6 protein-coding genes, 7 pseudogenes and 1 other annotated feature are annotated in these 12,885 nt (G+C 59.6%); of the genes and pseudogenes, 5 read left to right on the top strand and 8 right to left on the bottom strand.

Annotated elements, in window-relative coordinates:
- Positions 1-702: 702 nt before the first annotated feature.
- From virD4 to NKI95_RS33235, 3 genes and pseudogenes are all read right to left on the bottom strand, one after another.
- Entirely contained in the window at positions 703-2,448 is a 1,746-nt protein-coding gene (virD4, locus tag NKI95_RS33225; RefSeq protein WP_352621496.1) for a type IV secretion system ATPase VirD4, read from the bottom strand.
- 247 nt (positions 2,449-2,695) lie between these two features.
- Positions 2,696-3,472, bottom strand: coding sequence for a hypothetical protein (locus NKI95_RS33230; RefSeq protein ID WP_352515483.1), 777 nt, complete (start codon positions 3,470-3,472; stop codon positions 2,696-2,698).
- 301 nt (positions 3,473-3,773) lie between these two features.
- A pseudogene (locus NKI95_RS33235) lies at positions 3,774-4,077 on the bottom strand (integrase core domain-containing protein); the annotation flags it as partial.
- A gap of 30 nt (positions 4,078-4,107) precedes the next feature.
- Between NKI95_RS33235 and NKI95_RS34595 the strand changes: the two are divergent.
- Positions 4,108-5,537, top strand: a pseudogene (locus NKI95_RS34595) (IS30 family transposase).
- On the opposite strand, the pseudogene NKI95_RS33250 reads toward NKI95_RS34595, so the two are convergent.
- Positions 5,516-6,439, bottom strand: a pseudogene (locus tag NKI95_RS33250) (IS3 family transposase); the annotation flags it as partial. The pseudogenes NKI95_RS34595 and NKI95_RS33250 overlap by 22 nt on opposite strands.
- Positions 6,040-6,156: a sequence feature (AL1L pseudoknot), on the bottom strand. (Overlaps the previous pseudogene by 117 nt.)
- A gap of 503 nt (positions 6,440-6,942) precedes the next feature.
- Between NKI95_RS33250 and NKI95_RS33255 the strand changes: the two are divergent.
- A complete protein-coding gene (locus NKI95_RS33255; RefSeq protein ID WP_352722068.1) occupies positions 6,943-8,862 on the top strand; it encodes a potassium transporter Kup in 1,920 nt (639 codons plus the stop codon).
- Positions 8,863-8,989: 127 nt separating this feature from the next.
- Here the strand turns inward: NKI95_RS33255 and NKI95_RS33260 are convergent.
- The 3 genes and pseudogenes from NKI95_RS33260 to NKI95_RS33270 all read right to left on the bottom strand — a co-directional run bounded on the left by NKI95_RS33260 (position 8,990) and on the right by NKI95_RS33270 (position 10,506).
- Positions 8,990-9,680: pseudogene (locus tag NKI95_RS33260) on the bottom strand (IS6 family transposase).
- A gap of 50 nt (positions 9,681-9,730) precedes the next feature.
- Positions 9,731-9,894, bottom strand: a pseudogene (locus NKI95_RS33265) (DUF1403 family protein); the annotation flags it as partial.
- Between the two features lie 234 nt (positions 9,895-10,128).
- Positions 10,129-10,506, bottom strand: coding sequence for a hypothetical protein (locus tag NKI95_RS33270; RefSeq protein ID WP_023785264.1), 378 nt, complete (start codon positions 10,504-10,506; stop codon positions 10,129-10,131).
- A 295-nt stretch (positions 10,507-10,801) separates the two neighbouring features.
- Here NKI95_RS33270 and NKI95_RS33275 point away from each other — a divergent pair.
- Together NKI95_RS33275 and NKI95_RS33280 are read left to right on the top strand one after the other, a co-directional pair.
- Positions 10,802-11,532: pseudogene (locus NKI95_RS33275) on the top strand (IS6 family transposase).
- Positions 11,529-11,708, top strand: a complete 180-nt coding sequence (locus NKI95_RS33280; RefSeq protein WP_031194388.1) for a hypothetical protein — start codon at positions 11,529-11,531, stop codon at positions 11,706-11,708. The pseudogene NKI95_RS33275 and the gene NKI95_RS33280 overlap by 4 nt, the downstream one beginning before the upstream one ends.
- Before the next feature lie 759 nt (positions 11,709-12,467).
- On the opposite strand, the gene NKI95_RS33285 is transcribed toward NKI95_RS33280, so the two are convergent.
- Positions 12,468-12,830 carry an acyl carrier protein gene (locus NKI95_RS33285; RefSeq protein ID WP_280938698.1) on the bottom strand — a complete coding sequence of 121 codons (363 nt, stop codon included), beginning with the start codon at positions 12,828-12,830 and terminating at the stop codon, positions 12,468-12,470.
- Between NKI95_RS33285 and NKI95_RS33290 the strand changes: the two are divergent.
- Positions 12,811-12,885: pseudogene (locus NKI95_RS33290) on the top strand (DNA-binding response regulator); the annotation flags it as partial. The gene NKI95_RS33285 and the pseudogene NKI95_RS33290 overlap by 20 nt on opposite strands.

The raw sequence follows: 12,885 nt of genomic DNA on the forward strand, positions 1-12,885 counted from the left end.
GTTGGCCGCGTGACAGTGAGCTATGCTGGAGATTGGGGTGACGAGGCTGATCAAGCCTTCCAACAGTACCAGCCTGATCAATTACGGCGAGAGCTACCGGTCCGGAGATCGCATCAGCCCCTCTCTGCATATGCACGCGGCCGCCTGAATTGCCGATTTCGCTCAGCTGCTGCTGAATGGCGACGGCTTGCGGCGTATTCAGGGCCCTGCGTCTCCGCTGGCCACAACAGCGCTGGTGAATGTTCATTGTTGGGACGACTCACTCGGGTGGCAGGTGGTTGCCCTGGTCAAGCTCATCCTGCGAAGGGCGGATCTGCTGTTGGCTGGCAGCCAAGACTGGGGGCGGCGGCCCGAACTCCGGCGTCCCAGAGCTTGCGAAAGCCTCCGACACGCTTCTGTTGAGGTCATCCCGTCCATCGGGCATCCCTGGGTTGCTGAAAAAAGATGAGGCGGCTTGATGATCCTGCCCTCGCTGAAGCACCTCGCGAAACCCCCTGTTCCAGTCGCAGAAGCTCCTCTGGATTGGTTGGCGGCTCGTCAGCTCGACCATCGAACAGCGGCCGGAGCGCCTCGGACACGTGCTGCTCAAAGCCCACTCGCCGGGCTTGGCCCGCTTGCCCCTCTTCCAAGCCGGCGTCCTGCACCTGCGACAAAGCTGTTACACGCGATGGATTCTTTCGCGGGGTCCACACCAGCCTCACATCAAACTGTATCGTCAAAGTCCTGCGCCAATTCACACAGCGGGTCATCGAGTTGAGATTCGGCGGAGAGCGCCTCCTCTGCTCCCGTCAAGGGCGCCGGCTCCGGGAGGGCGCCTGTCTGGCTTTCAAAGATGCGTTTCAGAATGCGATCCGAGAAATAACGCACCTTCCTCAATCTTAATGGTGGCAGACCTTTGATAAGAACAATCTCGTAGTCGTCATCGAGCAGCCGAACCTGTTCGGGACGCAATAGCGGTGCACCTTGATGTGAATTCTGAATGGTCCAGTCGAACGTTCGCGCCTGGCTGTGGGAAATCGATTTGGCTTCAAACGTGTATTCACCGATGGCCTTGGAAATGTAGTTCGGAGTCTCGTCATCAGCCGTGGCCATGAACACTTGCAGTCCGGTATTGCTGAGAAAATTCTGCTTGCCAGCCTCTCCATAAGCCCCCGTCAGTGCCGAAAGGCTTTGGATGATGAGCATGAAACGCCCCTTGTAGCCCGCGATAGTCGTGATTGCGGTCTCGATCGCCTCCAGCTTACCCAAGTGCTTGAACTCGTCGAGCAGGAAGAGAACCTCGTGCTTTTCATCCCGACGGGCCAGCGACCGCTGCAGAATTGAAACGATTTGCTGAAAAAACAAACGTATCAAAGGCGCGATCACCTCAAGGTCGTTCGGACCAACGCAAAGATAGATGCACGTTCTGCGACGGCGAAGATCATAGACCGAAAAGTCCGAGCGACTTGTGGCCGCCTTTACAGCGGGATCCGCCCACAGGTTGAGCCCGCCATCGCCGAGCACGGAAGTGTAGGAGGTTAGGATTTTCGTATCGTTCCCCGCCATGTCGTCGAAGATGCGTTGTGCCTCTTTGTTCTGGGTCTCCATGGCGAGTCGCGCGAAGAGCTTAAACTTCTCCCCCGGCTGGGCGAAGAGGTCATAGACGGCGCCGATTGTTGGCGTGCCCCGCTCGATGCAGGCAAGGATTCCCGCGACAAAGATATCTCGCGCGCCGCTGACGAAACCTTCCGCGCCCTCCCCCTTGGCCGTAATCAGGTTTGCGGCCAAGCGGCGGGCTTCGGTGAATTGCTGCTGTGGAGGCAACGCTATAAGATCCAACAGCGGATTGTAGCAGTTTGTGCGCCGCTCCGAATCCAGCGGCGCGAATTTAAACACGTCGTCACCTGCGGCTTTGCGCGCCCTCGAGGTGAGCTCAAAGAGCTCCCCCTTGACGTCCAGAGCTATCACCGAGCCTTTGAATGTAAGTAGCGTTGGAATGACTATGCCGACGCCCTTGCCAGCGCGGGTCGGTGCAACGATGAGGCTGTGAGGCTGCTCGCCATTGGTCAGGTAGTAGCCAGGCCAGAAAGGGCCACTTGTCTTCCCAAACACCGGCCCTGTCACGCCACGGTATCGTCGCAGATATCCCGTGCGTCGCATTTCATCCACTCGAGCCCAACGAGCCGTCCCGTGGTGTTCGAGCTTGCGGCGCAATACGATCTGCTGAATCAGCAAGACGACCGCGGACGTCGAGAGCACGATAGCCGCGCCCCGATAGAAAACGGGGGTTGCGAAACCCAAATAGAAGGGCGTCTCAAACCAAAAGGCACGGACATCAAACGCCATCAGAGCCTCGCCGCTGCCGCCGTGGCGGAAGGTTGCGTAAAGACTTGCCGCACAGAAGCCCACGGCGAGTGAGCACGCGATGCTAATGGCTATGTTGGGGGGCGTCGTTTTTGTTGAAAGCATTGTTCCATTGCCGGATTAGCCGTAGCTAATGCTGCGCGTGCTTCAGAGACCGAACCGGCGTCGCGCGATGTCGCCGCTCGACAGATCGATGCCGCAGTGGGTGGTGCGATGCTTGCAGCGCATCACCCGGCAGACGTGGTTTTTGAAAGTTACACTAAGCAGGTACGTCAACGGCCAGCGAATTGGAAACGGCAAGGCCGTAAACGGATTTCGGGAGAGAAAGCGTCACTGTACCATGGCCGAGACCTCAACGGCCGGAGCGATCTCTGCTTCTGGTGGCCTCCATTAGGTCCTCTCGGGCGTGATTGAAGGCGTGGTTTATGGACCGCCCGATTTGAGCACCCCGCTGCAGCTGTTCATAGGAGGTTTGCGGGCCTACTGTATCACGGACTGCAGCCTCAATACCTGCTATGTGGCCGTCCAGATTCGCACTCCGTTCCTCTGCTGCATGCTGCGGCGGCGGCATGTGCGGCAAGATGTCTTGCATGCCGGGAAAAACTGAGTGAGCTTGGGCCTGTTGATTTGCGTCTAACTGGGGATACATGTTGAGAATAGCATTGGATGCCATGTTTCTGACATTGCCATCCGGATCAGAAGAAGCCAATCCAATGGCCTGATCAAGAATGCGAGATTTATTTTCGTCAGTAAACTTACTGAAGTGTGGCGCAACGTAATAAGCTCCGAGAGCTTGCGATGGCGGATCCATGTTGCCAATGCGATTAACAATAGCATCTTGCAGCCCTGGCGTTAGGTAATCGCCTAGATTACTGGCCGCTCCGACTTTCTGCAATGCTATGTCATCCGTGCTGTACCCCAATTCGGCTGTTAATGTCGCGGCCAGATTGATGGCTGATCGTCCAAGCCGATTGGTCCGCCTTTCAAATCTCGCGAGGTCAGTTTCTGGCCCGGGTTGAGTGCCCCGAACGGCTGTTCGCTCGTGCGTCCCGAGGCCTTTGAAGCCCCCAAGATTTCGCGCTGTATCGCGCGGGTTAGCGGTTACCAGCCGTTCTGCAACATCGCTCAATGGCCCCTCTGGAACGTCACGGAGGCTACTGCTCCCCACGCCTTGAGATGATCTTGCAGCTGCACGTGCCCGTTTGTTATCGCGATCCATTGCTCGCCTCCAAAGTAGTTATTCTACCCAATGAGGTTACCACCGAAGCTTGACCTGCTAAACCGATATGATGTTACAGTTGTAGTATGGCAAAGGGTTCCCAGCTCTGTGGGTCTGCCAAGTGCCCGTCCAAGCCGAAGAAAATACGATGAAGCTGGCATCAAATGCGATGTGAACTGCCCCGGGCATTCCGGAGGCCGTTTCGTTTGAGTCACGCGGCTATGGCTGGTTCATCCAACATGGCGTAGTAGCGTTCCTCGGCTTCGGCCGGCGGGATGTTGCCGATGGGCTCCAGCAGCCAGCGATTGTTGAAGCAGTCGACCCATTCGAGCGTGGCGAACTCGACGGCCTCGAATGAGCGCCAGGGTCCGCGTCGATGGATCACCTCGGCCTTGTAAAGACCGTTGATCGTTTCCGCGAGAGCATTATCCGAAAGAGTCGCCGACACTGCCCACTGCGGGTTCGACGCCGGCCTCCGCCAAGCGCTCGGTGTATTGAATGCTGACGTGTTGGGCGGATTCAACCGGTCGTCGCAACACCAAGGGATTGGAGGTTGCAATGACGGTTCACCAACGCGCTTAGATCGGTGCACTCGAAAGAAGCTGGATTCGCCCGGGCGTCCGCCTGCCTGGCAGCGTGAGAATCGCTTCCGGTTCTGGCAAGCTATTGCCTTGGGACATTCGAGCGAGGAGGCCGCACTGGATGCCGGTACATCAACGCCTCTTGGTCCGCGCTGGTTTCGGAGTGCAGGAGGGATGCCGCCAACGCATTTGGCGCCGTGGGCGAAGCCGCCTTCGGGGCGATATCTTTCTTTCGGGAGCGCGAGGATATTGCGCTTGAGCTTGCCAAGGGAATCGGCATCCGGGCCATTGCTCGTAAGCTAGGTCGGCCGCCGAGCACAATCTCGCGGGAGGTCAGGCGCAATGCCGCGACGCGCAGCGGCAATCTGGATTACCGGCCAGTGCCGCCCAATGGCACGCCGATCGTGAGTCCCGGCGGCCTCCTGGCAAGCTGGCGGTCAATCCGGCTCTGCGTGAATATGTTGAGGAGCGCTTGGCCGGCAAAGTCACCAACCCCAATGGCGCCTCATTCGAGGGCCCCAAGGTGGGTATGGAAAAAACGACAGAGCCGGAGGTGGTCGGCAGCCTGGAGCCCTGAGCAGATCGCTAAATCGGCTTCAGATCGATTACCCAGAGGATCAAACCATGCGGATCAGCCAAGAGACGATCTATCAGTCCTTGTACATTCAAGGACGCGGAGCATTGCGCCGAGGACTTACCGCATGTCTGCGTTCAGGCCGAGCGTTGCGCGTACCGCGCGAACGGGCCCGAGTTCGCAACAAGTCCTTCGTTGGAGACGCCCTTATAATAAGCGACCGTCCGGCCGAAATTGCCGATCGGGCTGTCCCCGGACATTGGGAAGGCGACCTCATCCTTGGCCTCGGAAGCTAGGCGATCGGTACGCTCGTGGAACGAAGTTCACGCTTCACAATGCGTGCTTCACCTGCCGCGCATGCATGGCTATCAGCAGAGCATGCGCATCAAGAACGGTCCACCACTTGCCGGCCACGGCGCTGAAGCAGTCCGCAGAGCCATAGCCCGATCCATGGGCAAACTTCCCGAGCAACTGCGTCAGTCGCTGACTTGGGACCATGGAGCGGAAATGGCGCAGCAGCCGACCTGCGCATCGACACCGGGCTCGAGATTTTCTTCTGCGATCCCCAAGCCCGTGGCAGCGAGACTCCAACGAAAACACCAACGGCTTGCTGAGACAGTACTTTCCAAAGGGCACGGATCTCAGTCGGCACACAGCCCGGGAACTGGACGCAGTCGCCCATGCTATCAACACAAGACCGCGCAAAACGCTCGGCTGGAAAACACCTGCCGAACTCCTCGACCAACTCCTTGGGGGACAGTATGATGCCGGTGTTGCGACGATCCGGTTGAATCCGCCTTGGCTGCCTCTATCGCTGTGATGGATGAGCCCGCCTCCCTGCACGGGCCGCCGATCATGGAGAGCCTGTTCCAGGGCATCGAGAACGAAGGCTGCATGCGCCGTCCGGCTCACCCGCCAGCCGACGATCCGACGGGCATAGGTGTCGATGACAAAGGCGACATAGACGAAGCCCGTCCAGGTCGCGACGCAGGTGAAGTCGGAGACCCGCAGCATGTTCGGCGCGGAGCAGTGGAACTGGCGGTTGACGTGGTCGAGAGGGCAAGGTGCGGCCTTGTCGCTCACCGTAGTGCGGATCGGCGGACGATGCCTTCGAGGCCCATGGCCTTCATCAAGCGGGCAACCGTGCAGCGGGCGACGTCGAAGCCCTCGCGACGCAACCGCCGCCAGACCTTGCGAACGCCGTAGACGCGGAAGTTCGCCTCAAACTGTCGGACCTCATCCTTCGAGGCTGTATCCCATCTTGCCCGAGCCGAGAGCCGGCAGGGGTCGATGCGCTTGGCGACATGGTCGTGGTAGGTCGACGGGGCGATCGGCAGCACCTTGCAGATCGGCTCGACCCCATGCGCCTGGCGGTGATCGTCGATGAACGCGATCGTGGCCTGAACCGGCGGTCGAGCTTCGCCTGGGCAAAATACGCGGAAGCCTTGCGAAGGATCTCGTTGGCCTGGCGAAGCTCGCGGCTCTCGTTTCCAGAGCCTTGAGTTTCGTCGCCACATCCGTAGGCACACCGACTTGCACGCCACTGTCGCGCTCGGCCTTCTCCACCCCCTCATGCAGCGTCTGCGCCGTGCAGCCGATCTTGGCGGCGATCGATGAAACCGCCGCCCACCGCGACGTATGCTCGCGTTCGTGATCCAGAACCAGCCGCACCGCGCGGGCCCGGACCTCGGGAGAGAACTTGTTGGTCGTCTTGCTTGTCATGGTTCCACCTTCTCAGGAGTTGGAGCCTCCGATCAACCCGGCGCGGTTCACAACAAGGGTCACGGATCAATCTGGGCGGGAACCCTAGAGAATCAGCCCTCAGAGCCTTTGGTAATAGACCGACCCCTCGCACCTGTTTGGGCTGGGTGTACAAGTCAGGTTTTCATCAGGTTGGACGAGTATGTCTGGCAGCCAGAGCGCGACCACTTCCGTGCCCGCCCGCTCGTCTGGCAGACACACAAAGGAGAAAGATATGCCGTCAGCTACAAGCAGCGCCATCGTTTCCTGCCGCAGATCATCGCCCATCCGGTCTGGCCCTCCTTCAGGTCCCCTTGAGCCTGTGTCTCGTCGAGGAAATGGCCCGGGAGCGGGATCGTGGTTTCGTATGAGACAATCCGCCGGTGCGGCAACAAATGCGGTCCGCATACGGAGCCATTACGTCGCGGCACTTGATATTGCAGTGCAGCAAAGGTAGAGGGCCGCCCCTTATCGGAGTGTCGTCCATGGCCCTTACCAATGCTGGTAGCGAGGCAGAACCCGTCGAACAATCGAGCCATCCCGAAATCGAACAGCACAGCACCAAGGTGCTGATGCTAGGCGCGCTCGGCGTTGTCTATGGCGATATTGGCACCAGCCCGATCTACGCGTTCCGTGAGGCGCTGGTGGCGTCGTCGGGCGGCAATGTCGCCGAGCGCGGCGATATCCTCGGCGTGCTGTCGCTGATCATCTGGTCGCTGACTATCATCGTCACCATCAAGTACATCATGTTCGTGCTGCGCGCCGATAACGGCGGCGAGGGCGGCGTGCTGTCGCTGATGGCGCTAGCGCGCGGCAGTTTCCCCAAGCGGTCGGCGGTGATCCTGGGCATCGGCATCGTCGGCGCCTCGCTGTTTTTCGGCGACGCGGTCATCACGCCCGCGATTTCGGTGCTGTCGGCGGTCGAGGGTATGAACGTCGTCACGCCGACCTTCCAGCCCTATGTGGTGCCGCTGACACTGGTCATCCTGGCCATGGTGTTCGCGGTGCAGCGCTTTGGCACCGGCGGGGTGGGATTGGTGTTCGGCCCGGTGACCGCCGTATGGTTCCTGGCAATTGGCCTTTCCGGTCTCAACCACATCATCGCCGATCCAGAAATCCTGTGGGCGGTGAGCCCGCACTACATCGTCGCCTTCCTGATCAATTCGCCCGACGTCGCTTTCGTGACCATCGGCGCCATCTTCCTCGCCGTCACCGGCGCCGAAGCACTCTATGCCGATCTCGGCCATTTCGGCCGCAAGCCGATCGTGCTGGCCTGGCTGGCGATCGTGTTTCCCTGCCTGCTGCTCAATTATGCCGGGCAAGGCGCCTTCGTGCTGGCCAAGAACGGCGTCGTCGGCCATCCATTCTTCGAGATGAACGAAGGCTGGACGCTGATCCCGATGGTGGTATTGGCAACCGCGGCGACGGTTATCGCTAGCCAGGCGGTCATCTCCGGCGCCTTCTCGCTGACCCGGCAGGCGGTGCAGCTCAATATGCTGCCGCGCCTCGAAATCCTGCACACGTCGGAACGGCAGTCGGGCCAGATCTACATGCCGCGCGTCAATCTGTTGCTGGCGTTGGCGGTGATGTTGCTGGTCGTCGGTTTCGGCGAATCGAGCAAGCTGGCCTCCGCCTATGGCATCTCGGTGACCGGCAACATGCTGGTGACGACGGTGCTGCTGTTCGTCGTCATGACGCGCATTTGGAAATGGCGCCTGTGGGTGGCGGTGGCGATGACGGCGGTGTTCGCGTTCATCGACATCGGCTTCTTTGCCTCCAACATCGTCAAGGTGTTCGAGGGCGGCTGGGCGTCGCTTGCGGTGGCCTTCACCATCGTTCTGGCGATGTGGACCTGGGTGCGCGGCAGCCACTATCTGTTCGACAAGACCCGGCGCAACGAAATCCCGCTCGATTTCCTCGCCGGCAATCTGTTGAAGAAGAAGCCGCAGCTGGTGTCCGGCACCGCCGTGTTCCTGACCAGCGATCCGCAAAGCGCGCCGACAGCGCTGATGCACAGCCTGAAGCACTACAAGGTGCTGCACGAGCAGAACGTCATTCTTTCGGTGGTCACCGCGCCGCAGCCGCTGGTGCCCGACAGCGAGCGGGTCAAGATGGAGACAGTCAACGAGTTGTTCATGCGGGTGACGCTGACCTTCGGCTACATGGAACAGCCAAACATTCCGCGCGCCCTGGCGACCTGCCGCAAGCAAGGCTGGAAGTTTGACATCATGACGACATCCTTCTTCCTGTCGAGGCGCTCGCTCAAAGCCTCGCCCAATTCGGGCATGCCGGTGTGGCAGGACAAGCTGTTCATCGGCCTGGCACGCACGGCCGCCGATGCGACCGAATATTTCCAGATCCCGACCGGACGCGTCGTCGAGATCGGAACGCAAGTGACGATTTAGGGCATGCCGCGGTTGAGAAGAATCGGTGCTGTCACATTGATTGAGCGGTAAGGAAATTCAGGTAGCAGCGCGCCCGGCACTGTAAGTTTCAGCGGCTTGATGCAGCGATAGCTGGCCGGGACGGCTGTCACGCTGTGGCGACACAATGCATGGCGGCGTTACGCAGGTCTCGATGTTGAGCCGATGACAGCGCATTGCAGGGAAAGTGGAGCAGGTCGGCAATCGGATCATGGATGGAAACGAACCGCTGAAGCTGGCGTGCCGACTTGAAGCGTTTCATGATCCTTTCGCGTCGTCGGGCCGGCTGGTGCGAATTTTCCGCTCGATAATTCAGGCCTGTGTGCGACCGGTGTTCGACGCCGGGCATGAGGTCGCGCATGGCGGCATCATAGGATCGGAGCTTGTCGGTGATCATGATCCGTGGTGTCCGCCCTTGAGCTTTCAGCAACTTGCGCATCAGACGCTTTGCCGCCTTCATTTCGGCGGCTTTGTACCAGCACTTCGAGGACGAAGCCGTCCTGATCGACGGCACGCCAGAGCCACTGCTTCTTGCCACTGATAGCCACGACACATTCGTCGAGATGCCATTTGTCGCCCAGGCAGCCGGCTGATATTGATCTCCTGGGCGAAATGCCGTCCGAATTTCTCCGCGCAGCTTCGAACGGTCTGATGCGTGACGATGATGCCGCGGGCCGCCAGCATGTCCTCAACCATGCGCAGGCTGAGCGGAAAGCGAAAGTAGAGCCATACCGCGTGCGCAATGATCTCGGGGGAAAGCGGTGGCGACCATAGAGCGGACCACGAGCAACTTCTGACATGGCCCAATGTACGGACATCTTCATAAGCTGTCGGTTGACTTTACGGTGCCGCGCCAAGCGAGCAGCATCCGGCCGGCGGGGCCGACCCCGTCTCCCGGCCGTGAGCAGAACGGCATCACGCAGGGGCCGCTTCATCCTCGACGCGGCCAGCCTGCTTTGCCGTTACCGCCGCCGCCGAAAGCGCCAGGCGTTGCCGCCAGGCGCCGGTCCGCCGGCAGCGGTTCGTCTCCACCGATGATCCGATTGCCAACCAATTCCACTTTCCCCCATACCTGCGTAACGCCGCTATGCAAATCTGGACAAAATCGCGTATGTCGCCGCAGCATGACAGCCGTCCCGACCAGCTATCGCTGCATCAAGACGCTGATATCTTTACAGTGCCCGCACGCCTCTCGCGCGCCAACGGCCAGTCGGTGTCGCGAATTGAGGCGCGCTGAAGCCGTCCGGCTCAGCCGATCATGGCGCTTCGGTTGCCGGGTTCGAGGTCGTGGCCTCTGCCGCTGCGCGATTCTAGCAATTGCGCCTTGGAGAGCTCTGCTTCAGCCTCGGCGAGGCATGGCTCGGCTGCGGTTCTCTGCCGCAGAAGGTCCGATTGCGAATTCTTGACGTTGTCACGACGTAGGCGAGCGGCCTTGGCGAATGTCGGATAAGCGAAATGATTGACATCGGAGATGCCGGCCTTCGTTTCCTCGGCGTTTATCTGGAAGTCCAGTTCTCGCGCCATGCGTTCGAAATCGGCAATCATGATGTCTAGCTGGTGCAACTGTCGCCGCTTCTCATTCACCTGAAATTGCTTCAGTCGGACCAGATTACCTCGTGGCTTCATGACTTCGGTACTCCGGTGCCCATTTCGTCCAATCAAACCGCTCTCTCCCCTTGACGTTAGGCCTACAGCGACTCTCACGTTTTCTGCTGCGAGCGGAAACATATTTTCCAAAATCCTTGGCCGATGGCTATGAGTTCAATGCATCGACAAGCATGCGAGCGGGGGACTTAAGGGGCGGTAAAAAAAGGCGGAATAGGGCGATTTTCACAATGTCTGCATATGAACGCGTTGAGACCTGCGGCGGGCTTGACACACAAAGCAATCGTCAAGACTTGCGACATGGACGCCGGGGGGCATGAATACGCCCGCCGTCAGCTATACGCCCCCCGATTTCCGCCGCCTATTATCGCCCACGCGGTCTGGCTTTATTTCCGGTTTCCGCTGAGCCTGCGCCTGGTTGAGGAAATGCTGCTGGAACGCGGCATCGTGGTTTCGTATGAGACAAGTCGCCGGTGGGGCATCAAGTTCGGGCTGGACTGCGCTCGCTGCTTGCGCCGCAAGCCGCCGTGCCGGAATGATGTCTGGTACCTGAACGAAGTGGTCGTCACCATCGCCCGGCAAAAAGCTTTGGTTGTGGCGCGCCGTCAACCAGGATGGATATGTGCTGGACGAAATCGTGCAAAACCGCCGCAACACCAAGGCCGCCAAGCGCTTGCTGACGCGGCTGTTGAAGAAGCAGGGGCTCGCGCCGAAGCGCATGATCACCGACTAGCTGCGCTCGTATGGAGCGGCAAAGCGACAGGTGATGCCGGACGTCAAGCACCGGTCGCACAAGGGTTTGAACAACGGAGCGGAGAATTCCCATGTGCCGCCGCGAAAACGGGAGCGGATGATGCAGGGGTCCGATCGCCGGGAGGCCTGCAACGCTTCGTCTCGACCTTGTCAGCCCTCCGCAACTTCTTCGTCCCGCCCCGCCCCAAACGTTCTGCTCTCGCCATACATGTTCATCGCCTCAGCGCGATGGTGCTGGTGCTATCACGACGCGTTTGTACCGCTCGACCTACGCCACAGGTGCCGACGCTGTGACGAGCTTCGTCGGTCGCGTGTCGAGTGACGGCACCGGGGACAATTATCGTCGACCGCAGTCCATTGCCCAGACCAAGGCGCTTCTCGGCGTCGGCACGATGGCAAATCGCAGCGTCACGATCTCGGCCGCTGCCCCTTCTGGCGGCGTGGACGGTGATTTCTGGGTGCAGCCGTAATGGCCCTTTACGTCAAAGCCTCCGGGGTCTGGGGGGCGGCCAGCGCCGTCTGGGTGAAAATCTCAAGCCTCTGGACCAAGGCTCGACAGGTCTATGTGCGCAGCTCGGGCGTCTGGGAGAAAATGTTCCCGATAGATCTGGTCTTCAATGGCACTCACGAAGACTCGACTGCCACGACCGTTTACACCCACACCAGCATTCCGCTTCTTGTCGCGCCACACGCTAATCGTCGTGTCATCGTGACAACTGAGACCACTGACACCGAAAGTGCAGTGACCGTCAACAGTATGACGATTGGGGGTGTGGCTGCCACCCTTCTCGCTCAGGTGGAAAGCATCTTCAATTCTGGTGTGGTCTATCTGTCAGTGTGGTCAGCCCTCGTGCCAACCGGTACGACGGCAACGATCGTGACCACGTATAGTGAGAGCGTGTTCCGTGACTACATGTCGGTCTATACGACCACCAATTGGGATGGTGTGGTGGGCACTGTTGCCTCTGACAACAATTCAACGGGTGGCCTGACAACGACCGTCAGCATTGGTGCCCTGGGCGCAGCGATCGCAATTGCGGGCAACGCCACCAATGGGGGCATCGGCACTGCGACATGGACCGGGCTGACCCAACAGTTCTCAAACACACCAGTCACGAATAGAAACCACAGCGGAGCAATGGCCATAGCTACCGCCGCCCAAGCTGGCCTCACCGTAACCTGTGCCTACAGCACTACTCCAGCACTTGCCGCACTGCTGGTGGTTCCGCTTAACATGTCCTGCCCAGGCCAGGGGTGCGCAACTCCTGACTGGCGACGGCGTCGGCGACATGCCTTACGGACTCGTATTGCCAGAGCTTGTAATCGTCGACAAACCAGCCAAGTCGGCTCTCGATCGCCGTAGCAAGCTCGTTATAGTCGAGGCTGTCGAGGCCGAGATCCCGCATTCTGGTTGTCATCGACACCTCTACGTTTTCGGCAACTAGAGCGTTGAGGGTTTTGAGAACCAGTTGTTCAATTTCAAGTAATGTCGTCACTAATACATACCTTTTGCTTGCAGATTCAGGTAATGCAACCCTGATCGGGGCGCAACCCCCAAAGCGAGGTGTGCCGTTGAAACATGTTCTTGTCATTGACGATGATGCCGCAATGCGGCGCCTCATCGCCGAGTATCTCACGATGCATGCC

It is taken from the genome of Mesorhizobium sp. M0306 (genome assembly GCF_040321655.1).
Taxonomy (GTDB): Bacteria; Pseudomonadota; Alphaproteobacteria; order Rhizobiales; family Rhizobiaceae; genus Mesorhizobium.

Coding starts and splice junctions, on each gene's coding strand:
- NKI95_RS33270 (WP_023785264.1), bottom strand. CDS start 10,506: ATGAAGCCACGAGGTAATCTGGTCCGACTGAAGCAATTTCAGGTGAAT.
- NKI95_RS33285 (WP_280938698.1), bottom strand. CDS start 12,830: ATGACAAGAACATGTTTCAACGGCACACCTCGCTTTGGGGGTTGCGCC.
- virD4 (WP_352621496.1), bottom strand. CDS start 2,448: ATGCTTTCAACAAAAACGACGCCCCCCAACATAGCCATTAGCATCGCG.
- NKI95_RS33255 (WP_352722068.1), top strand. CDS start 6,943: ATGGCCCTTACCAATGCTGGTAGCGAGGCAGAACCCGTCGAACAATCG.